The organism is Bacillus sp. TH25 (assembly GCF_016650935.1).
Classification (GTDB): domain Bacteria; phylum Bacillota; class Bacilli; order Bacillales; family Bacillaceae_G; genus Bacillus_A; species Bacillus_A mycoides.
In genome coordinates this window covers 1-19670 of record NZ_JAEKEU010000039.1, presented here as the reverse complement: position 1 = coordinate 19670, position 19670 = coordinate 1, and the positions used below count along the sequence as shown (strand labels likewise).

Below are 19670 nucleotides of genomic sequence, written 5' to 3'. Positions count from 1 at the left end.
ACTTAATTGTGTACAATATGTGACCAAGGAGGGTTCAACATGGAAATGAACGTCGAAACGAATTCCTCTCCTACAGCGCAAAAGCCAAGTAAACAAACCGGCTGGCGCATTTGGTGGAGTTTATTACGTCCCCATACATTAACAGCAGCTTTCGTTCCTGTTTTCATCGGAACAGCTTTTGCAATGCAGGTCGGAGGTATAAATCAAATACATCTTCCTCTTTTCTTTATGATGCTTCTTGCTTGCCTTCTCATTCAAGCAGCAACGAACATGTTTAATGAATACTTTGATTATAAAAGAGGACTCGATCATGAAGGTTCAGTTGGAATCGGCGGTGCTATCGTCCGCGATGGCATTAAACCAAAAACCGTGCTTAACTTAGCATTCGGATTTTTAGGCATCGCAACGCTATTAGGTGTTTATATTTGTATGAACTCTAGCTGGTGGCTTGCTGCAATCGGTCTTGTTTGTATGGCCGTTGCTTACCTTTACACTGGTGGCCCCATTCCAATTGCGTACACACCATTTGGGGAGCTAACAGCAGGATTATTTATGGGTGTCATTATTATTGGTATTTCATTCTTTATCCAAACAGGCGCAGTAACATCAGAAGTGATTTTATTATCTATTCCAAGCTCCATTTTAATTGGTGCAATTTTACTATCTAACAATATTCGTGATTTAGATGGTGATAAAGAAAATGGTCGTAAAACGTTAGCAATTCTCGTTGGACGCGAAAGAGCCGTTGGTGTACTTGCTTCTATGTTTATCGTTGCCTACATTTGGACAATCGCTTTAATCATCGTTAACATCGTATCACCATGGATGCTTATCGTATTCTTAAGTGTACCGAAAGCATTTAAAGCGACGAAAGGCTTTATCGGCAAAAGCATTCCAATGGAAATGGTACCTGCGATGATTTCAACAGCAAAAACAAATACAATTTTCGGTCTCCTAATGGGAATCGGATTATTGCTTGGATACTTCCTATAGAAAGGAGCTGCTTATGCGGCTCCTTTTTTCATATACCGACTTCCCGGCTGAAATTCACCTCATAATTCCTACTCTCAACGCTCATACTATGTAAAGAAACTGAATTGTAGGAAGGTGGACGACTATGTTAACTCCACAACAAATAAATCAATTTAAATCTATTCTAGAAAAACAACAGCAAGAAGTTGAACAAACGATACAAACTCATGAAGATGAAAACCGTGCATCTGAACGTGATTCAGTAGGAGAATTGTCTAGCTATGACAACCATCCAGGTGATATGGCTACAGAATTGTACGAACGTGAGAAAGATTTCGGACTCATCGAATTTTGGCATAAACAGTTAGAAGATACGAAACATGCTCTGCAAAAAATTGAAGCTGGTACGTACGGAATTTGCGAAGTGTCTGGTGAGGAAATTCCATTTGAAAGATTAGAAGCAATGCCAACTGCTACAACGTGTATTCAGCACACTACAAATAAATTAGATATGCAGACGCGTCCAGTTGAAGAAGAGGTGCTAGATCCTTCGTTTCATAAGCACGACGAAGATTATTCTGTAGAGTACGATGCTGAAGATGCTTGGCAAGACGTCGCAAATTACGGAACATCAGAAACACCATCCGATTTAGAAAGACAGGATTCAAAAAACTATAATGGCATGTACGTAAATAGTGAAGAAAATGTTGGGTATGTAGAGGATTTCGAAAACTTTATCGGAACAGATATGTATGGAAAAAACCCACAAGTTTTCGCAACAGAAGAACATGAAGAATATGAACAATCGCTTGATGACTTTGAAGAACGCACCTTTAAAGGTGAATTATCTTCAGATGAGTCTGGTTCTAAAGCATAAAAAAAGCATTCCGAAATTCGGAATGCTTTTTTTCGCTAGCTAATTAGTTTTTTGTAACGTTAGCTGCTTGTGGTCCGCGGTTTCCATCAACGATTTCGAAAGAAACTTCTTGACCTTCTTCTAAAGTTTTGAAGCCGTCGCCTTGAATAGCTGAGAAATGTACGAATACGTCTTCTCCGCCTTCAACTTCGATGAAGCCAAAACCTTTTTCGCCGTTAAACCATTTAACTTTACCTGTTTGCATGTCATGTACCTCCTAAATAAAAATGAAACTATGAATCCACATGAAAAGGTGGATATAAAGGACATGAATGTATAACAAGCTTACAGCCTTTAATACAACGTGCTTTATTTCCGTACCACATTATGTAGCTCAATAGTGTTCTCACTATATCATGCTATATCAAAAACGTCAAATGAGAACACTTTCGTCCCATCTTTTTTTATAATCCTAGTATAATCATAAATTTTCATTCTATTTTTATTCAAAAATTAATAAAACTACAGTATTCTAATTTCTTTAATTTTTGTACAATATAATTAATACATATGATGAGGTGAAAAAATGCAAGCACATGAAATCGAGTATAAGTTATATGGCGATGATATGCAGTTTGTTGAAATTGAATTGGATCCAGAAGAAAGCGTTGTCGCAGAGGCTGGCGCAATGATGATGATGGAAGATCATATCGAAATGGAAACGATTTTCGGTGATGGTTCTGGACCATCTAGTGGTCTATTCGGTAAATTAATGGGCGCAGGTAAACGTCTCGTTACAGGTGAAAGTATGTTTATGACTGTATTTACAAATACAGGTCATGGCAAACGACACGTATCATTCGCCGCTCCTTATCCTGGAAAAATTATTCCTGTTGATTTAACAGAATATCAAGGAAAAGTAGTCTGCCAAAAAGATGCATTTCTTTGTGCAGCAAAAGGTGTTTCTATCGGAATCGAATTTACAAAGAAAATTGGAACTGGTTTCTTCGGTGGTGAAGGTTTCATCATGCAGAAACTTGAAGGTGACGGACTAGCTTTCATGCACGCAGGCGGAACAGTATATAAGCGCGAATTAAAACCTGGCGAGAAACTTCGCATTGATACAGGTTGTCTCGTTGCAATGACAAAAGACGTTAACTATGATGTTGAATTCGTTGGAAAAGTAAAAACAGCTCTATTTGGCGGTGAAGGTTTATTCTTCGCAACGTTAGAAGGTCCTGGAACTGTTTGGATTCAGTCCTTAACACTTAGCCGCTTAGCAGCACGCCTTACAAGCCCAGCAGCGCAAAGTACTGGTGAAGGTAGTGTATTAGGTGGACTTGGTCGCCTTTTAGATGGGAAAGAGTAAAACACTAAAAACAGATAGTCCCCTTCATAGGGAACTATCTGTTTCTTTTGGACTGTATAAATCATTTTTAATCATATAATATTCCATCACTTCATTAAGCCATAACTCTTCCTCCACTGTATAAGGAGAGGGCATTATCTTATTATATTGTTCTTCTATATCCTCTATTTCTTCACTTAAAGAATACATCGTTTCTTCTCCGACATACTTAAGGGTTGCCTTCATATGCTGATTGGCAAGCTTTTGTACTTCTGGATCATCAACATGTTTTCCAAATAGCCTTTTTACTTCTTTTGATAAGCGTACAAACTCTTTATCTAGTTCTATCATCTCTTCTTCAGGCTTATTATATAATCCATCAACCATTTCCTTCGGTATATATTCTTCCAGCCATAAGCGTTGTTCGTTTTCTTTTTGAATACTGTTAATTAGACTCATTAATATGTCACTATCTACCTGCTCTTCTTCTTCAAGACATATTATCGTTCTTTCAATTGCTGTTATCGAAACTTCAATTTGTTTTTTCTTTTCTTCAAAAGCTACTCTTTGATTTTGTAATGTTTCTTTTAAGCTTATATTCAAACTTTTCACATTGAGCATGACACGAATTTCTTCTAAACTATATCCTAATACTTTAAGACTCACTATTTTTTGGAGCGCTAATATATCTCTATCTTTATATACACGGTGTCCTGAACTCATATTTTTTTCAGGTTTAAGCAATCCAATTCCATCGTAATACTGTAGTGTCCGTATTGATGTGCCTGTTCTCTTTGAAAACTCACCAATTGAATAGCCTTCCTTTTTGCTCATCCTACACTCCTCCTAACGATATGTTTATAAAAATCATACTTCCTCACGTAACTGTAGGTTCAAGCCTTTTTTCAAAAAAGAATGAATCAAGTCCCTCACTGCATATATTGAACTATACCTTTTCTTAAGGAGGGCTTGCTTGATGCGTACTCCTTTATCCTTTGATAAAGATACTGCCATATTGTTAGCATCTTGCTGCGATCTAACGTATGAACAATATAAACAAAATGGGATTTTTGAAATACCTGATGGATTCCAATATGTACAAGGCTTTCAAGGAAAAGCGATTCAAACGATGGAATGGTTTGGGTTCATATTAGAATCTGAAGATACGATTATTGTAGCTTTTAGGGGCACACAAACAGATACAGATTGGATTATCGATTCACTCGTCAACCAAAGACCATACCCATACGCTTTAAATAGCGGAAATGTTCATAACGGCTTTCTTTCAATTTATGAATCTTGCCGGGATTCTATTATGGATATGCTCGTGTCATTACCAGCCCATAAGAAACTTCTTGCAACAGGCCATAGCTTAGGCGGTGCACTCGCTACACTACACATACTAGATGCACGTATAAATACTGCCTTCGCACAGTACGGTCTTTATACCTTTGCCTCTCCAAAAGTTGGAGATATCGCCTTTCGAAATTATTATAAACTGCAAGTAGCTAGTAGCTTTCGTTTTGTCAATTTATTCGATGTCGTTCCTCTTCTCCCTCCAAGAAATATCCATTTTAATGAGAAAGACTGGGAATATGCACACGTCCATCACAACATGACATTTACGAAAAATACAAAATCCATTACGAATAATCATTCCATTACAACATACAAAACATGTCTGACCTCTCATTTTTAACCAGTAAACAATTGGAAATTCAATATTTATATACTATAATAATCTATGAAATTACTTTCGGATGAGGGGACCTTACATGCTAAAATTTTTCTTTGCACTTTTTCTTATAATAATTTTTTCGTTTACAGGTTTCTTTACATTTTCATACTTTGCGACAGGGGAATATGACGGAACAGCTATAATATATACCGCTATCCCATTTCTTTCTTAAGCAACATAAGTAAAACGAGCTTAATCTCATTAAGCTCGTTTTATTTTTCTAAGCAAGCGTATCCCTGTTTTAAAAATAAATAAAAGCCCCTTCAACAGGGGCTTTCATCTAAAATAGTTTAACAGTATTACCAATTCCCCAAATTTCATTACTGTACTGCAAAATTGTTCGATCACTCGCAAAATGCCCAGATTGTGCAATGTTCAAAATCGACATTTCCAGCCATTTCTCCCTATTTTCATAGGCCCTTCCGACAGCTTCTTGTCTTTCAGCATATGGGCTAAAATCTCGAAGAACGAAGTATTCATCATTTTGAATAACGAGAGAATCATAAATCGCCTCAAATTCAGCTCCCGACTGTGCAAAGAAACCATTCGTTAACTGATCTACTACTTTTTTAATGTGCATATTGTGGTGATAATAGTCACTTGCACGATATCCACCGTTTTGGTAGTAATGAAGAACCTCATCCGCTGTTAAGCCGAAAATGAAGCAGGCATCATCACCGACCCGGTCTTTTATTTCAATATTAGCTCCATCTAATGTTCCGAGTGTAATTGCACCATTCATCATGAATTTCATGTTACCTGTTCCCGATGCTTCTTTACTCGCAGTTGAAATTTGTTCACTTACATCTGCCGCCGGGAATATATCTTCAGCTAAAGAAACTCGGTAGTTTTCTAGAAAGATAACTTTCATAAATTGACTTACGTACGGATCGGTATTCACTTTTCTTGCAAGCTCATTTATTAATTTAATAATTTTCTTCGCATAATAATAGCCAGGTGATGCTTTCGCTCCAAAAATAAAAGTACGCGGGTAAAATGAAAAACTAGTATCCTCTTTTAAACGGTTATACAAGTACAAAATATGAAGAACATTTAATAACTGTCGTTTATAGGCATGTAACCTTTTCACTTGCACATCAAAAATAGAATTTGGATCAATAGTGATCCCCATTTTATTATGAATGCTCTCCGCTAAAATAATCTTACGCTCTTGTTTTACCCCTGCAAGCTTTTCTTGAAAACTAGTATCATGTATGAAGTTTTGCAGTGCTTGCAGCTTAATTGGCTCTTTCTTCCATTCTTCTCCAATCGCTTCCGAAATAAGATTCGTCAGCTGTGGATTCGCCTTCATTAGCCAGCGCCTATGAGCAATTCCATTCGTTTTATTATTAAACTTATCTGGATAAAATTCATAGAACAATCGCATTTCACGCTGCTTTAAAATTTCTGTATGAATTTTCGCCACACCGTTAACGCTATGGCTACCAACAATCGCTAAATGAGCCATTTTCACAAGGTCATGCGCAATAATGGCCATGTCCTCAATACGCTTCCAATCGTACGAATAACGGTCCCAAAGCTCATGACAGAAACGTTCATTAATTTCTTCAATAATCATATAAATTCTCGGTAATAACGGTTTAAAAATGCGAATTGGCCATTTCTCAAGCGCTTCCGATAACGTCGTATGATTCGTATAGGAAATCGTCTGCGTTGTTATGTGCCAAGCTTCTTCCCATGTCAATTTTTCTTCGTCTAATAAAATACGCATAAGTTCTGGAATTGCTAGAACCGGATGTGTATCGTTTATATGAATCGCGATTTTTTCATGTAACTGACGAAGACTACCGTGTCTCTCCCTATGCATACGAACGATATTTTGCAAACTTGCTGATACGAGGAAATACTGTTGTTTTAAACGAAGTATTTTCCCCTCATCATGCGTATCATCTGGATATAAAAACTCCGATACGGCCTCTGTTTCACGCTTATATTTCAAAATATCTTTACAATTTTGCGGGAAAGGAACTGGCTCCGCATTCCAAAGCCGAAGCGTATTTACAGTACTCGTTTCATACCCTACAACTGGAACGTCATATGGTACTGCCATAATAACTTCTGCATTTGTATGCCTGAACTCTAAACGTCCATCAATTTCTAGTGGTTCAACGTTTCCAAAATAACTTACTTCTACGGCTTGGTCATACCTTCTTACTTCCCAAACGTTTTCATGAAGAAGCCACTGTTCTGGAAATTCTACTTGATAGCCATCAACAATTTTTTGATCAAACAGACCATGCTTATAACGAATACCACAGCCATGTCCTGGTAAGTTTAAAGAAGCGAGTGAATCGAGGAAACAGGCTGCTAAACGTCCAAGTCCGCCGTTACCAAGGCCAGCATCTGCTTCAATCTCTTCTAACTCGTGCAAAGAAATTCCAAGTTCAAAAAGTCCTTTTTCACATACATCTCGAATGCCTAAATTTAATATGTTACTGCCTAGTAAACGCCCAAGTAAAAATTCAATGGATAAATAATACATTTGTTTTTGATCTCCAGAACGATAACTTTCATTCGTTGCAATCCATTGACTATTCATATACTCACGTACCATATGACCGAGCGTATTATACTGATCACGAGTTGTAGAATCTTTGAAACTTTTCCCATACATCGTTTCTAATTTTTCTAGAAAAGCGGATTTGAAGCTTTCAACATGAGTAAACATTTTTTCACCACCTCAATGTTATTCCATGAGACTTTTATACAATTTCTTGTATGCAAGAGCAGATTTCCCCCAGCTATAATCTTCAGTCATCGCTTGCTTTACAAGCTTATCCCATACCGGTTTATCTTGATAAAACTCAATTGCACGAAGAATCGTATGTAACATGTCATGCGCATTAAAATTCGTAAAGCTAAAGCCATTCCCAATTCCAGTTTCCTCATCGTAAGAATGTACAGTATCATTTAATCCGCCTGTTTCTCTTACAATTGGAATCGTGCCATATGCTAGCGCAATAAGTTGTCCAAGTCCACACGGTTCAAACAGCGATGGCATTAAAAACAAATCGCTTCCCGCGTACACTTGGTGCGCTAACGCTTCATTAAATCCAATATATACTTTTACCTTTTCTGGATATTCGTATGCCATCCATTCAAAGAACTGCTCGTATTCAGAATCGCCTGATCCCAAAATAATACATTGTACATCTTCTTCCATTATTTCACGGAATACAGTACGTACTAGATCAAGCCCCTTTTGCTTCGTCAATCGTGTTACCATCGAAATAACTGGTGTATCTTCTTTTTCTGGTAAACCAAAATAACGCTGCAATGCGCGTTTATTTTCACTCTTTTCCTCTAATGACTCTGCACTATACTGAGCCGTAATATATGGATCTGTTTCTGGATTATATACACTCGTATCAATTCCATTTACAATGCCACTAAGCTTATCGTTATGCTTTCGTAGCAATCCATCTAACTTCTCACCGAAAAACTCATATTGAATCTCTTCTTTATATGTCGGGCTAACCGCTGTAATTTGGTCAGATGCGATAATACCGCCTTTCATAAAGTTCACGTTTCCATAAAACTCAAGCTGTTCACTATGAAAATATTCATGACCAAGCTCCAGTAAGTCGTACATCACTTCAGGAGGAAATACACCTTGGAACTGCAAGTTATGAATCGTATATACCGTTTTAATATGCTCATATAACGGGTTATCTTGATACTTTTCACGAAGTAAGAAATTAACCATAGCTGTATGCCAATCATGGCTATGAAGAACATCTACTTCGAAATCAAGATGCGGAATACACTCTAAAACTGCTTTTGAAAAATAAGAAAAACGCTCCCCATCATCATAATGGCCATATAGAGAATCTCTCTTAAAATAATATTCATTATCTATTAAGTAATACGTAATCCCGTCCTGCTCACCTTTTAAAATCCCGCAATATTGATTTCTCCATCCAAGGGGAACGCTAATTACTTTATGAAGCGTACATCCTTCTCTTAACTCTTTCGGGATAAGACTGTAGTTTGGAAGTATAATGCGAACATTCATTCCTAATTTTTTTAATTCTTTTGGAAGCGCTCCTGCTACATCAGCTAGACCTCCGGATTTAATAAACGGTACACATTCTGATACTGCAAATAAAATATTCACCTGTTGTTCCACTGCACGAAAAGCGTATACATCATAAATCGCTCTTCTTACAGCTTCCTCCCTTCAAGTTTTCATATAGAGTAAAACCTTAATTAGTGGGGGGTTTCTAAATCCCCCACTAATTATGCACCTGCTATTTACGAATAACTGTTGATTGTACTATTTTGTACACTACCTTTTTCTACAACATATGGCTCATCGGCATTTCCTTTTAACACTACGCCGTCGCCAATTTTCACATCTTTATCGATAATAACACCGTCTATTATGCAATTATCTCCAATTTGGCTCTTTTGCATAATAATACTATTACGAACAATTGAACCTTTTCCAATTTTAACAGAACGGGAGACAACACTATTTTCTACTTCACCCTCAATAATACTGCCGTTTGCAATCATCGTATTTTTTACTACTGCACCCTTCATATAACGAGTTGGTGGCTCATCTTTTACTTTCGTAAAGATTGGTGCTTCTTTCTTAAATAATTGCTTCCAAATAGAAGGCTGCAAAATTTCTAGGCTATGTTTATAGTAACTTTCAATAGAATCAATAATAGCTACATATCCTGTATGTTCGTACGTAGTAATATGCAGTGATTTCCCGCTCTTTTCTCTCACTACATCAAATAAACTGTATTGCTCCACATCTTTATATGTCTCAAATAAGTCTAGCAATAATTGTTTCTTTAACACATATGTTTGAAGCGAAACCCCTTCATGACAAACTTCAGTAATATCTGCAGACGTATGTATATGTCGCTCTAACACCGCTTGAAAGTTTAACGCTGTTACAAGATGGCTATTCGTAATAACAACATATTCTTCTCTGCTTCTTAGAAAATAATCAATATGTCTTCTAAAATGTGCAAAAGATCCAAATTCGTCATGATCACATTGGCAGTTCGGTGGGAATAAAAACAGTCCATCACGCTTTCTATCTAAATCCCACTGTTTTCCTGAACCGACATGATCCATTAAAGAACGATTTTTATGACTTGTAAAAACCGCCACGCTATGAATATTAGAATTCACCATATTTGAAAGCATGAAATCAATGAGGCGGTAACGGCCTCCAAACGGTAACGCCGCTAATGAACGATGCCCTGTTACTTTCTTTAAGGAAGGAAAACTTCCCGTTGCATTAATAATTCCTAACATTTTTTCTCCCATTCATTTCATCCCCCTTTTCTATTTTCCTTCAGCAATTAGTACTACATCATCAACATTTTTTTCTGGACGAATTATTGTTCCATCTTCAATAACCATTTCCGATCCAACGATCGCTCTTTCAATCACAACGTTTTTACCAATCTTTGCCCCCGGCATAACGACAGAATCGATTACCATACTACCTTCTTCCACCGTCACTCCTTGGAATAAAACAGAATGCTTCACGTCCCCTTCAATGACGCACCCTTCATTAATAAGTGACTCTTCTACTTTTGCCTGTTCTGCAATATATTGAGGCGGCTCGTTTGGATTTACAGAATAAATGCGCCAATTACGATCGTTCAAGTTCAACGATGTTTCATCGCGAAGTAAATCCATATTCGCTTCCCATAAGCTTTTCACTGTTCCAACATCTTTCCAATATCCTTCAAACGGATACGCCATCAACTTCTTCCCTTCATCTAATAAAAGCGGAAGTACATCTTTTCCGAAGTCATTACTAGATTCAGGGTTTCTTGCATCCATCTCTAAATATTCTTTTAAAATAGCCCAGTTAAAAATATAAATTCCCATTGATGCAAGATTACTTCTTGGAAATTGCGGTTTCTCCTCAAATTCAACAACTTCCATCTCTTCATTTGTATTCATGATGCCAAAGCGACTTGCTTCATCCCACGGCACTTCAATAACAGAAATCGAAACGTCCGCTTCTTTCTCAATATGGTAATCTAGCATTTTGCTGTAATCCATTTTATAAATATGATCGCCTGATAAAATAAGGACATATTCTGGTTCATACTGACTTAAATAGTTTAAGTTTTGATAAATAGCACTTGCCGTACCTGTATACCACTTCACACCTGAAGACTCCGCATAAGGAGGTAACACAGTGACTCCACCGTTTACACGATCAAGATCCCAAGCATTTCCGATTCCAATATAATTATGAAGTTCTAACGGTTGATATTGTGTTAAAATCCCCAACGTTTCAATACCGGAGTTTGCACAGTTACTTAACGTAAAATCAATAATGCGATATTTACCACCAAATGGAACAGCTGGCTTGGCTAAATTTTTTGTTAATGCACTTAAACGACTACCTTTTCCCCCTGCTAGTAACATTGCTACGCACTTTTGTTTTTGAGCCATCTTGTTTTTTGCTCCCCTTTCTCGTCTTCACTGGTCGTAATATGGATACGCCAAATGGTGGAATTGTAATTTCTACATGTGCCGCTTGATTATGATATGGCTCTAGAATCGTCTTGAGACGTTTCTTATTAACTTGCCCCGATCCGCCATATTGCGCCGAATCACTGTTTAAAATTTCGTTATAGTACTCGAAATCTGGTACACCTACTTTATAGTTTTCATATGTAGCTTTCGTAAAATTACATACGACAACTAACGCATCTTCCTGCTTATCCCCTTGGCGGATAAACGAGAAAATACTTTGCTCATTATTATTAGCATCAATCCACTGAAATCCTTCAGGCGAGTGATCTAACTGCCAAAGTGGTTTTGAGCGCTTATACAATGCTATGAGCTCTTTAAAGTAATCATGCATATTACGATGCATTTCAAAATCATGTAAATTCCAATCTAAATCTTCAAGGTCTTTCCACTCATCAAATTGCCCGAATTCTCCACCCATAAAGAGTAATTTCTTACCTGGATGAGTAAAGAAATATCCATATAATAAACGAAGCTGAGCAAACTTATCCCAGTAATCTCCCGGCATTTTATTTAATAACGACTTTTTCCCATGAACGACTTCATCATGAGAAAGCGGCAATATGAAGTTTTCAGAGTGAGCATATATTAAAGAGAATGTCATTTTCTCATGAATGTATTTCCGGTACTCTGGCGCACATTCCATATATTTCAGCACGTCATTCATCCAACCCATATTCCATTTATAATTGAATCCAAGTCCACCCTCGTATGTTGGAGCTGTTACAAGTGGCCAAGCTGTTGAATCTTCCGCTGTCATAAGAAACTCTTCATCTTCTGCAAACACGGCTTCATTTAACTCTCGTAAGAAAGAAACGGCGTGTTCATTACTTTGCTCTTTTCCTTCTTTATTCCAGTACAGCATATTCGCAACTGCATCTACCCTGAAACCATCAATATGGAAATGCCTCATCCAAAATAACGCATTTGAAATTAAGAAATTACGTACTTCTCTCTTCCCTAAATCAAAATTAACAGTTCCCCATACCAGGTTTTCTTGTACGTCTCTATCTTTATATTCATAAGTCGGTGTCCCATCAAACAAATATAAACCGTGAGCATCTTTACAAAAATGCCCCGGCACCCAATCTAAAATGACACCGATTCCATATTTATGACATTCATCGACAAAATACATCAAATCATGTGGCGTGCCGAATCTACTTGTCGCTGCATAATATCCTGTTCCTTGATATCCCCAAGAACGGTCATAGGGATGCTCAACAAGCGGCATAATTTCAATATGTGTAAATTGATGTTCCACCACATACGGAATGAGCTCCTCGGCCATTTCTCTGTAAGAATACAGAGCGCCATCCTCTTTCTTTTTCCAAGAACCGAAATGTAATTCATAAACTGTCATCGCTTCTTTATAAATCGATTTTTTCTTTCTCTTACGAATCCAGTTTTTATCATTCCATTCATATCCCTCTATATCAAAAACTACAGATGCCGTATTTGGTCTTACTTCTGCATATACTGCATAAGGATCCGCCTTTAAAATAATGTCACCGTCCATCGTTTCAATCGCATACTTATATATATCATTCTCTTCAATATGCGGTACAAACAAGGACCAAATCCCCTCTTCTGTCACTTGTAGCATCTTATGTTGCTCATAATCCCATTCATTAAAATCCCCAACAACACTCATTGCTTTCGCATGAGGAGCCCATACTGTGAATCGTACACCTCGCATCCCATCCTCCGTCACAATATGTGCCCCAAAGATGTTATAACTGTCATAGTACTTTTCTGTATGAAACTCATCTCGTTTCACTTCTTCACAATTTATTACATCCAATATGTTCACCTCACTAAGATGACAGAAATTTTTTACTCTTTATCATTTCTGCGAAAAACTTAAATATCCTTGTTATTTTTTAAAAAATATTCGTTTTTTTCTTAAATTTCACTTAAAATGTTTACATTTATCGTGTAAAATATCGAATTTTGACGAATATTCATTGTAAACGCTTCATTTCCCTTACTATTTCTCGCCCTTCATTGTTGCTCAATATTTATTTTATTGGTTTCTCTCCATTTTTCACGCTATTTCTCACGTAAAATACAAGCGAAATAATCTATTGTTTAAAAATATTTCTCAACATTTTTCGTCACAAATTTTATCATTTCCCGACGAAAACTCCCACCTCAAGGAATAGGTAGGACATGGTCTAATGAGTATGCAGGAGATGAATGGCGTTTAGGAAAAATTGCCACAAGGTTAACTCCTAAAGAATAAAGTGAAATTCTGCTCGCAAATAGTGGGATAACGCACAAAAGCACTCTATTCGAAAATAGAGTGCTTTTTTCTATAAATGACCCTTATCCAGCAAAAGGGGTATATTGGGGATATACAAGGGAAACCGGAAAGGAATTTATATTAATTTATATTAACTCAGAGGTAGGAAGCAGTTTCCCGCCTCTGAATTATTAGCAGTTATTATAGTACTGGTGCCATTGTTTCTTTTAATACTTTTACAGAATGAGCGAACTTCACTTTTTCTTCTTCGTTTAATTCAAGTTCTACGATTTCACGTACACCTTCGCGGTTAATAACAGCTGGAACACCTACGTAAGCATCTTTCTCACCATATTGACCTTCAAGGTATGCAGATACAGTTAATACGCTGTTCTCGTTGCTTAAGATCGCTTTAGTTACACGAAGTAGTGACATACCGATTCCGTAGTAAGTTGCGCCTTTACGTTCAATAATGTGGTAAGCTGCATCGCGTACATTTTCAAAGATTTTATCTAAATCTTCTTGGTTATACTGTTCGTTGTTCGCTAAGATTGTTTCTAGTTTTTGTACACCTACAGTAGCGTGGCTCCATACTGGAAGTTCAGTGTCACCATGCTCACCAACGATGTAAGCATGAACGTTACGTGGATCTACATCTAAGTAGTCACCTAACATGTAACGGAAACGAGCAGAGTCTAAAGTAGTACCAGAACCGATTACGCGCTCTTTCGGTAAACCAGATTCTTTCCAAGTTACGTAAGTTAAAATATCAACTGGGTTAGTTGCGATTAAGAAGATTCCATCGAATCCGCTATCCATAATACCGCGAACAATTTGTTTAAAGATTTTTGTATTTTTCTCAACTAAGTCTAAACGAGTTTCGCCTGGCTTTTGTGGTAATCCAGCAGTGATAACTACTAAATCTGCATCTTTACAATCTGCATAGCTACCGCTCCAAACTTTTGTTGGTGCTGGAGAGAATGGTACCGCATGGCTTAAGTCCATTGCTTCTCCTTCTGCTTTTGCTTCATTAACATCTACTAGTACGAATTCTTCAGCTACACCTTGGTTGATCATTGAGTAAGCGTAACTGCAACCTACAGCTCCTGTTCCTACTAATACTACGCGATTGATACCTTTTTTCATGTTAATTTCCCCTTTCAATTGTTTACATCTATTTTTTATTATTGTTTAAGTAATTAATTAAAATACTAATTTAATGTTGTTTAACTTCTTTACATACATATTGTAGCACGGATTATTGTGAATTCCTTCACAAATTATGACCTATTTGTGAATTTTTTCACATAGAGTGTAAAATGATTAGATCAAGTGTGGAATCAATACCAATGAAGATGTTTTATAAAGATTGTGAATCGAAATAAACAAGTTTAATTACCACTTTAAAAATATTTTTACCCCTCTCCATTTTTAGCAACGTACAGATAATATCGTTTCATCAATAGAAGAAATAAAAGAGTAGCCTCAAACTACTCCTCATGCGGTAACACACTATATAAACGAAGCTGGGCATTTCTTCCCTGATGCCCTAGCATATGGGAATCTATTCTACAAACCATTTTCCAAGATACAAGTAAGCAAAACGTAACATATTAAACTTCCAGCTGATCTACTATGAGAAGAATAAATACAACAACAATATCTACCCCAGCTAAAATACCAAAGTAAAATCCCTCAACGTTGAAGAAAAATGCAACTGGTGGAAACAATATTGTTTCTACTCCAAATAGAATAACTACTACACCTACTCTTCTTGCTAACACCCTTTCATTCTTTGGATGGAATACAGTATTATATCCAAAGAATGAAAGGTGTTCTTTCTTTTTCAATATATTACTTCCTATCCATATAAATAAACAGCCTGCTAATGCGAAAGGAGCAAATAAATTAACATGCGCTGTATCACCTCCATTTTAACAATTACTGTATATCAATTTTAAAAATATCCGTTAAGATCATGCATTCATTTCTAACACCAAACCATTCAATATAAGTGATAGGCTATGTAAAGCTTTAGACAACTGTGCCTCGGCATCTTCAGAATTCGCAATCCAACAAGCGAGGTCCACTAATCCCCCATTTATGAGCCGTGCTAAAGCTTCACAGTCTGTTTTTTCAATAATATGCTCCTGCATCAATTGCAGAAGCATATTACCCATTGTTGCTAAACATTGTGATTGCGATGATTGATAATAGCTAGTTCCTAATACTGCTGGTGCATCCCGAAGTACGATTCTCTGAATTTCTGGATCAAGTGCCATCGTTAAATAAGCTCGACAGCGCCCAACAAATCCTTCCCAATTTCCTTCCGCCTCATCTGATACTTTCCGTAATTTATTATCCATTTCCATATCAATTTCTTTTACAACTGCTTCTAGCAATCCTTTTTTATCGCCAAAATGATGATAAATTGCACCACGCGTTAAACCGACAGATGCAGTAAAATCATCCATAGATGTGTTTACATATCCAACTGTACCGAAAGCCTCTCTTGCTGCACTCAGCAATTTAGCGCGTGTTTCAATGATCATTTCTGCTCTTGTTTTTTTAACCATCTTTTCCTCCTACTTCTATTCATTCCCTTTATTCAAAATGAATCCCATTATAGTATCGTTCTCTATATAAAAGAATAACTCCTTTTAACGTTAGCTCCCCATCCAGAGATAAAATATTTCAATTGACATACGCACCGTATGTTAATATGATATTGGCATACGGTGCGTATGTCAATTTTTTCCAGCTTACAAAATAATATAACTTCTTACTTATACCCTAAATTGACTCACTGTCCCTTTTTATAGAAGGTATTAACGACACAGAGGAGGAGTTACAAGAATGAAGAATGTATATGTAAACGTCAAATACTTTGGTGATTATTATGTTTAATTCTTACCGTGAGATTTTCAGTGCTTCTGGTACAAAAGGATTCTCATTAGCAGGCTTTATAGCTCGGATGCCCATATCAATGATGGGGATTGGTATTGTTACAATGTTATCTCAGTTACGTGGTGACTATTGGCTTGCCGGAGCCGTTGCAGCCACCTTCACATTATCATCAGCTTTACTAGCTCCTCATATTTCTCGTATGGCTGATCAATTAGGGCAATCTCGTATACTTCTTCCGACTACAGGTATCAGTGTTTTCTTTACGATTCTCTTACTTCTATGTACGAAATATGAGGCTCCTTATTGGACGCTATTTCTATCCGCCTTATGTGCGGGTTGTATGCCAAACATGTCGGCCATGGTACGTGCACGTTGGACTAAACTATACCGTGGATCTCATAAATTGCATACAGCATTTTCCTTCGAATCGGTCGTCGATGAAATTTGCTTCATCATTGGTCCTGTATTATCCGTCAGTTTAAGTGTTATGTTCTTCCCAGAAGCAGGGCCACTTTTATCATGTGTTTTTCTTACAATCGGGGTATGCCTATTCACCATGCAAAAAAGCACAGAACCACATGTACATCCCCACGACATTACAAACAAAGGAACAGTATTTAAAATTGGTACATTACGAGTGCTTGTATTCACACTCATCGCTATAGGTACTATATTTGGCACAATAGATGTAGTTAGTGTGGCTTTTGCTGAGCATCAAGGAAACACAGTAGCTGCTAGCTTTGTGCTTTCCGTCTATGCAATCGGTTCATGCCTGGCAGGTCTTATTTTCGGCACTCTTAAACTCAGTACTCCACCATATAAACAATTTTTAATAGCAGTCACACTATCAATGGTAACAATGCTGCCACTAGTTTTCGTAAACACTATTGCTTGGCTAGTAGTTATTGTTTTCTTTGCAGGCTTATCTGTTGCCCCTACTATGATTATTACTATGGGACTGGTGGAAAAAATCGTACCTGAATCAAAAATAACCGAAGGAATGACCTGGGCAATTACAGGACTTGGTATTGGAGTCTCTCTAGGATCAGCGGTAGCTGGTTTAGTTATTGATACCTTTGGAGCTCGCGCAGGATTTAGTGTGGCTATTATTGCAGGAGGCCTTGCCTTAATTATTGCACTTTTAGGATACAAAACTCTCCACTCCGCATATAGTCATGCTGTTATGAAACCGGATGGGCATTCAGCAGAAAGTTAAAACATATTCAAAAAATGGGATTACCTCTTCTTATGTATAAGAAGAGGTAATCCCATTTAAATTAATATAACTTTTTTGTATCGTATCTTGAACGATATTCTCTGCTTCTGCTGGTGTTATTCCAATTTTAAGCAAATATCTATAAATACTTTTTGATGTTTCTATAATGACCTTTTCATACTCCATCGCTCTCTCCTTTCTATTAGTTAGACGGTTCAAATAGAAAAAAGTATACAAAAATCTATAAAAAAAAGCAGACTATCAAAAGTCCACTTTTATACAACAAAAAAGAGATAGCAGATTATGCTATCTCTTTTATTATGACCCGTACGGGATTCGAACCCGTGTTACCGCCGTGAAAGGGCGGTGTCTTAACCACTTGACCAACGGGCCAAAATCTGGCAGAGAAGAAGGGATTCGAACCCTCGCACCGCGTTCGCGATCTACTCCCTTAGCAGGGGAGCCCCTTGAGCCACTTGGGTACTTCTCTATAATATGGCTCCGCAGGTAGGACTCGAACCTACGACCGATCGGTTAACAGCCGATAGCTCTACCACTGAGCTACTGCGGAATAATTATGGTGGGCCTAAATGGACTCGAACCATCGACCTCACGCTTATCAGGCGTGCGCTCTAACCAGCTGAGCTATAGGCCCATAAAAAGCGGGTGAAGAGAATCGAACTCTCGACCAGAGCTTGGAAGGCTCTTGTTTTACCACTAAACTACACCCGCATTAAATTAAAAATGGTGAGCCATGAAGGATTCGAACCTTCGACCCTCTGATTAAAAGTCAGATGCTCTACCAACTGAGCTAATGGCTCATTTTGAAAGTGGTGCCGGCTAGAGGACTTGAACCCCCAACCTACTGATTACAAGTCAGTTGCTCTACCAATTGAGCTAAGCCGGCTTGCGATTTCAAAATGGTGGCTCGGGACGGAATCGAACCGCCGACACGAGGATTTTCAGTCCTCTGCTCTACCGACTGAGCTACCGAGCCTTTATGTAAAAAAATGGCGGTCCCGACCGGGGTCGAACCGGCGATCTCCTGCGTGACAGGCAGGCATGTTAACCACTACACCACGGGACCATTTGGTTGCGGGGACAGGATTTGAACCTGCGACCTTCGGGTTATGAGCCCGACGAGCTACCGTACTGCTCCACCCCGCGATGATATAATATTTAATTTAGAAAAAATGGAGGAGGTAGAGGGATTCGAACCCCCGCGCGACTCTCGCCGCCTGTCGGTTTTCAAGACCGATCCCTTCAGCCGAACTTGGGTATACCTCCGAGATATGAACTTTGAGTGGTGGACCTTGTAGGACTCGAACCTACGACCGGACGGTTATGAGCCGTCTGCTCTAACCAGCTGAGCTAAAGGTCCTTTATGGTAGCGGCGGAGGGGATCGAACCCCCGACCTCACGGGTATGAACCGTACGCTCTAGCCAGCTGAGCTACACCGCCATAAGTTATATTCAAATAAGTGGAGCCTAGCGGGATCGAACCGCTGACCTCCTGCGTGCAAGGCAGGCGCTCTCCCAGCTGAGCTAAGGCCCCATATTTTGAAAATATCGGGAAGACAGGATTTGAACCTGCGACCCCCTGGTCCCAAACCAGGTGCTCTACCAAGCTGAGCCACTTCCCGTTAATAAAAAACGCGCCCGAGAGGAGTCGAACCCCTAACCTCTTGATCCGTAGTCAAACGCTCTATCCAATTGAGCTACGGGCGCATATGGTGCCGAGGGCGGGGGTCGAACCCGCACGGTGGTCACCCACCGCAGGATTTTAAGTCCTGTGCGTCTGCCTGTTCCGCCACCCCGGCATGTCATACTGAAAATTGGAGCGGAAGA

16 protein-coding genes and 17 tRNA genes are annotated in these 19670 nt (G+C 38.3%); 5 read left to right on the top strand and 28 right to left on the bottom strand.

Translation table 11 applies throughout. The features are described 5' to 3' along the window. Window positions 1-39: 39 nt before the first annotated feature. Both JFT89_RS23925 and JFT89_RS23920 read left to right on the top strand, forming a co-directional pair. The gene (locus tag JFT89_RS23925) at window positions 40-993 is read left to right on the top strand and encodes a 1,4-dihydroxy-2-naphthoate polyprenyltransferase (RefSeq protein ID WP_002067873.1); all 954 of its coding nucleotides are present in this window, start codon (window positions 40-42) and stop codon (window positions 991-993) included. A gap of 124 nt (window positions 994-1117) precedes the next feature. Then, window positions 1118-1849 (top strand): yteA family sporulation protein, encoded by a 732-nt coding sequence (locus tag JFT89_RS23920; protein WP_002067870.1) that lies wholly within the window; start codon window positions 1118-1120, stop codon window positions 1847-1849. A 43-nt stretch (window positions 1850-1892) separates the two neighbouring features. Here the strand turns inward: JFT89_RS23920 and cspD are convergent, their stop codons facing one another. Next, entirely contained in the window at window positions 1893-2093 is a 201-nt protein-coding gene (cspD, locus tag JFT89_RS23915) for a cold-shock protein CspD (protein ID WP_001193051.1), read from the bottom strand. Window positions 2094-2414: 321 nt separating this feature from the next. Here cspD and JFT89_RS23910 point away from each other — a divergent pair, with 321 nt between their 5' ends. Further along, window positions 2415-3197 carry a TIGR00266 family protein gene (locus JFT89_RS23910; RefSeq protein WP_201040771.1) on the top strand — a complete coding sequence of 261 codons (783 nt, stop codon included), beginning with the start codon at window positions 2415-2417 and terminating at the stop codon, window positions 3195-3197. A gap of 24 nt (window positions 3198-3221) precedes the next feature. Here the strand turns inward: JFT89_RS23910 and JFT89_RS23905 are convergent, their stop codons facing one another. After that, window positions 3222-4010 carry a MerR family transcriptional regulator gene (locus JFT89_RS23905; protein ID WP_016095895.1) on the bottom strand — a complete coding sequence of 263 codons (789 nt, stop codon included), beginning with the start codon at window positions 4008-4010 and terminating at the stop codon, window positions 3222-3224. A gap of 142 nt (window positions 4011-4152) precedes the next feature. Between JFT89_RS23905 and JFT89_RS23900 the strand changes: the two genes are divergently transcribed. Further along, window positions 4153-4875, top strand: a complete 723-nt coding sequence (locus tag JFT89_RS23900) for a lipase family protein (protein WP_002067862.1) — start codon at window positions 4153-4155, stop codon at window positions 4873-4875. Between the two features lie 319 nt (window positions 4876-5194). On the opposite strand, the gene glgP is transcribed toward JFT89_RS23900, so the two are convergent. From glgP to JFT89_RS23860, 8 genes are all read right to left on the bottom strand, one after another. After that, window positions 5195-7603 carry a glycogen phosphorylase gene (gene glgP / locus JFT89_RS23895; RefSeq protein WP_016095894.1) on the bottom strand — a complete coding sequence of 803 codons (2409 nt, stop codon included), beginning with the start codon at window positions 7601-7603 and terminating at the stop codon, window positions 5195-5197. 18 nt (window positions 7604-7621) lie between these two features. Beyond that, the gene (glgA, locus tag JFT89_RS23890; protein WP_201040769.1) at window positions 7622-9052 is read right to left on the bottom strand and encodes a glycogen synthase GlgA; all 1431 of its coding nucleotides are present in this window, start codon (window positions 9050-9052) and stop codon (window positions 7622-7624) included. Between the two features lie 137 nt (window positions 9053-9189). Then, the gene (gene glgD, locus JFT89_RS23885) at window positions 9190-10224 is read right to left on the bottom strand and encodes a glucose-1-phosphate adenylyltransferase subunit GlgD (protein WP_002067855.1); all 1035 of its coding nucleotides are present in this window, start codon (window positions 10222-10224) and stop codon (window positions 9190-9192) included. Between the two features lie 18 nt (window positions 10225-10242). Beyond that, window positions 10243-11373, bottom strand: coding sequence for a glucose-1-phosphate adenylyltransferase (glgC, locus tag JFT89_RS23880; RefSeq protein ID WP_201040767.1), 1131 nt, complete (start codon window positions 11371-11373; stop codon window positions 10243-10245). After that, window positions 11321-13258 (bottom strand): 1,4-alpha-glucan branching protein GlgB, encoded by a 1938-nt coding sequence (gene glgB, locus JFT89_RS23875; protein WP_201040765.1) that lies wholly within the window; start codon window positions 13256-13258, stop codon window positions 11321-11323. The genes glgC and glgB overlap by 53 nt, the downstream gene beginning before the upstream one ends. A 642-nt stretch (window positions 13259-13900) precedes the next feature. Continuing rightward, on the bottom strand, window positions 13901-14845 hold the full coding sequence (locus JFT89_RS23870; protein WP_002089250.1) for an L-lactate dehydrogenase: 945 nt from the start codon (window positions 14843-14845) through the stop codon (window positions 13901-13903). Window positions 14846-15312: 467 nt separating this feature from the next. Beyond that, complete coding sequence (locus JFT89_RS23865) at window positions 15313-15549, bottom strand: hypothetical protein (protein ID WP_242488428.1); 237 nt, start codon at window positions 15547-15549, stop codon at window positions 15313-15315. A 126-nt stretch (window positions 15550-15675) separates the two neighbouring features. Further along, entirely contained in the window at window positions 15676-16275 is a 600-nt protein-coding gene (locus JFT89_RS23860; protein WP_002067839.1) for a TetR/AcrR family transcriptional regulator, read from the bottom strand. Window positions 16276-16598: 323 nt separating this feature from the next. Between JFT89_RS23860 and JFT89_RS23855 the strand changes: the two genes are divergently transcribed. Next, window positions 16599-17822, top strand: a complete 1224-nt coding sequence (locus JFT89_RS23855) for an MFS transporter (protein WP_016095890.1) — start codon at window positions 16599-16601, stop codon at window positions 17820-17822. Between the two features lie 30 nt (window positions 17823-17852). Here JFT89_RS23855 and JFT89_RS23850 read toward each other — a convergent pair whose 3' ends face one another. The 18 genes from JFT89_RS23850 to JFT89_RS23765 all read right to left on the bottom strand — a co-directional run bounded on the left by JFT89_RS23850 (window position 17853) and on the right by JFT89_RS23765 (window position 19642). After that, the gene (locus JFT89_RS23850; protein WP_016095889.1) at window positions 17853-18008 is read right to left on the bottom strand and encodes a hypothetical protein; all 156 of its coding nucleotides are present in this window, start codon (window positions 18006-18008) and stop codon (window positions 17853-17855) included. Between the two features lie 135 nt (window positions 18009-18143). Further along, window positions 18144-18215 (bottom strand) — tRNA-Glu (locus JFT89_RS23845). A 6-nt stretch (window positions 18216-18221) separates the two neighbouring features. Beyond that, window positions 18222-18312: transfer RNA gene (locus JFT89_RS23840), tRNA-Ser, on the bottom strand. A 6-nt stretch (window positions 18313-18318) separates the two neighbouring features. After that, window positions 18319-18393: transfer RNA gene (locus JFT89_RS23835), tRNA-Asn, on the bottom strand. A gap of 7 nt (window positions 18394-18400) precedes the next feature. Beyond that, window positions 18401-18477: transfer RNA gene (locus JFT89_RS23830), tRNA-Ile, on the bottom strand. A 6-nt stretch (window positions 18478-18483) separates the two neighbouring features. Beyond that, window positions 18484-18554, bottom strand: a tRNA-Gly gene (locus JFT89_RS23825). Between the two features lie 13 nt (window positions 18555-18567). Beyond that, window positions 18568-18643 (bottom strand) — tRNA-Lys (locus JFT89_RS23820). Between the two features lie 10 nt (window positions 18644-18653). Beyond that, a tRNA-Thr gene (locus JFT89_RS23815) sits at window positions 18654-18729 on the bottom strand. Window positions 18730-18743: 14 nt separating this feature from the next. Then, window positions 18744-18819: transfer RNA gene (locus JFT89_RS23810), tRNA-Phe, on the bottom strand. Window positions 18820-18833: 14 nt separating this feature from the next. Then, window positions 18834-18909 (bottom strand) — tRNA-Asp (locus tag JFT89_RS23805). A gap of 3 nt (window positions 18910-18912) precedes the next feature. After that, window positions 18913-18989 (bottom strand) — tRNA-Met (locus JFT89_RS23800). A gap of 27 nt (window positions 18990-19016) precedes the next feature. Further along, a tRNA-Ser gene (locus JFT89_RS23795) sits at window positions 19017-19109 on the bottom strand. 17 nt (window positions 19110-19126) lie between these two features. Further along, window positions 19127-19203 (bottom strand) — tRNA-Ile (locus JFT89_RS23790). Between the two features lie 4 nt (window positions 19204-19207). Next, a tRNA-Met gene (locus JFT89_RS23785) sits at window positions 19208-19284 on the bottom strand. A gap of 20 nt (window positions 19285-19304) precedes the next feature. Next, window positions 19305-19377, bottom strand: a tRNA-Ala gene (locus JFT89_RS23780). A gap of 14 nt (window positions 19378-19391) precedes the next feature. Beyond that, window positions 19392-19465 (bottom strand) — tRNA-Pro (locus JFT89_RS23775). 11 nt (window positions 19466-19476) lie between these two features. Then, a tRNA-Arg gene (locus JFT89_RS23770) sits at window positions 19477-19550 on the bottom strand. A 3-nt stretch (window positions 19551-19553) separates the two neighbouring features. Beyond that, window positions 19554-19642, bottom strand: a tRNA-Leu gene (locus tag JFT89_RS23765). Window positions 19643-19670: the final 28 nt, after the last annotated feature.

What these genes read in the sequence shown, in the direction of transcription:
- JFT89_RS23870 (WP_002089250.1), bottom strand. Translation starts at nt 14,845, where the DNA reads ATGAAAAAAGGTATCAATCGCGTAGTATTAGTAGGAACAGGAGCTGTA.
- glgP (WP_016095894.1), bottom strand. Translation starts at nt 7,603, where the DNA reads ATGTTTACTCATGTTGAAAGCTTCAAATCCGCTTTTCTAGAAAAATTA.
- glgC (WP_201040767.1), bottom strand. Translation starts at nt 11,373, where the DNA reads ATGGCTCAAAAACAAAAGTGCGTAGCAATGTTACTAGCAGGGGGAAAA.
- JFT89_RS23900 (WP_002067862.1), top strand. Translation starts at nt 4,153, where the DNA reads ATGCGTACTCCTTTATCCTTTGATAAAGATACTGCCATATTGTTAGCA.
- cspD (WP_001193051.1), bottom strand. Translation starts at nt 2,093, where the DNA reads ATGCAAACAGGTAAAGTTAAATGGTTTAACGGCGAAAAAGGTTTTGGC.
- JFT89_RS23910 (WP_201040771.1), top strand. Translation starts at nt 2,415, where the DNA reads ATGCAAGCACATGAAATCGAGTATAAGTTATATGGCGATGATATGCAG.
- glgD (WP_002067855.1), bottom strand. Translation starts at nt 10,224, where the DNA reads ATGGGAGAAAAAATGTTAGGAATTATTAATGCAACGGGAAGTTTTCCT.
- JFT89_RS23860 (WP_002067839.1), bottom strand. Translation starts at nt 16,275, where the DNA reads ATGGTTAAAAAAACAAGAGCAGAAATGATCATTGAAACACGCGCTAAA.
- JFT89_RS23850 (WP_016095889.1), bottom strand. Translation starts at nt 18,008, where the DNA reads ATGGAGTATGAAAAGGTCATTATAGAAACATCAAAAAGTATTTATAGA.
- JFT89_RS23925 (WP_002067873.1), top strand. Translation starts at nt 40, where the DNA reads ATGGAAATGAACGTCGAAACGAATTCCTCTCCTACAGCGCAAAAGCCA.
- JFT89_RS23855 (WP_016095890.1), top strand. Translation starts at nt 16,599, where the DNA reads ATGTTTAATTCTTACCGTGAGATTTTCAGTGCTTCTGGTACAAAAGGA.
- JFT89_RS23920 (WP_002067870.1), top strand. Translation starts at nt 1,118, where the DNA reads ATGTTAACTCCACAACAAATAAATCAATTTAAATCTATTCTAGAAAAA.
- JFT89_RS23905 (WP_016095895.1), bottom strand. Translation starts at nt 4,010, where the DNA reads ATGAGCAAAAAGGAAGGCTATTCAATTGGTGAGTTTTCAAAGAGAACA.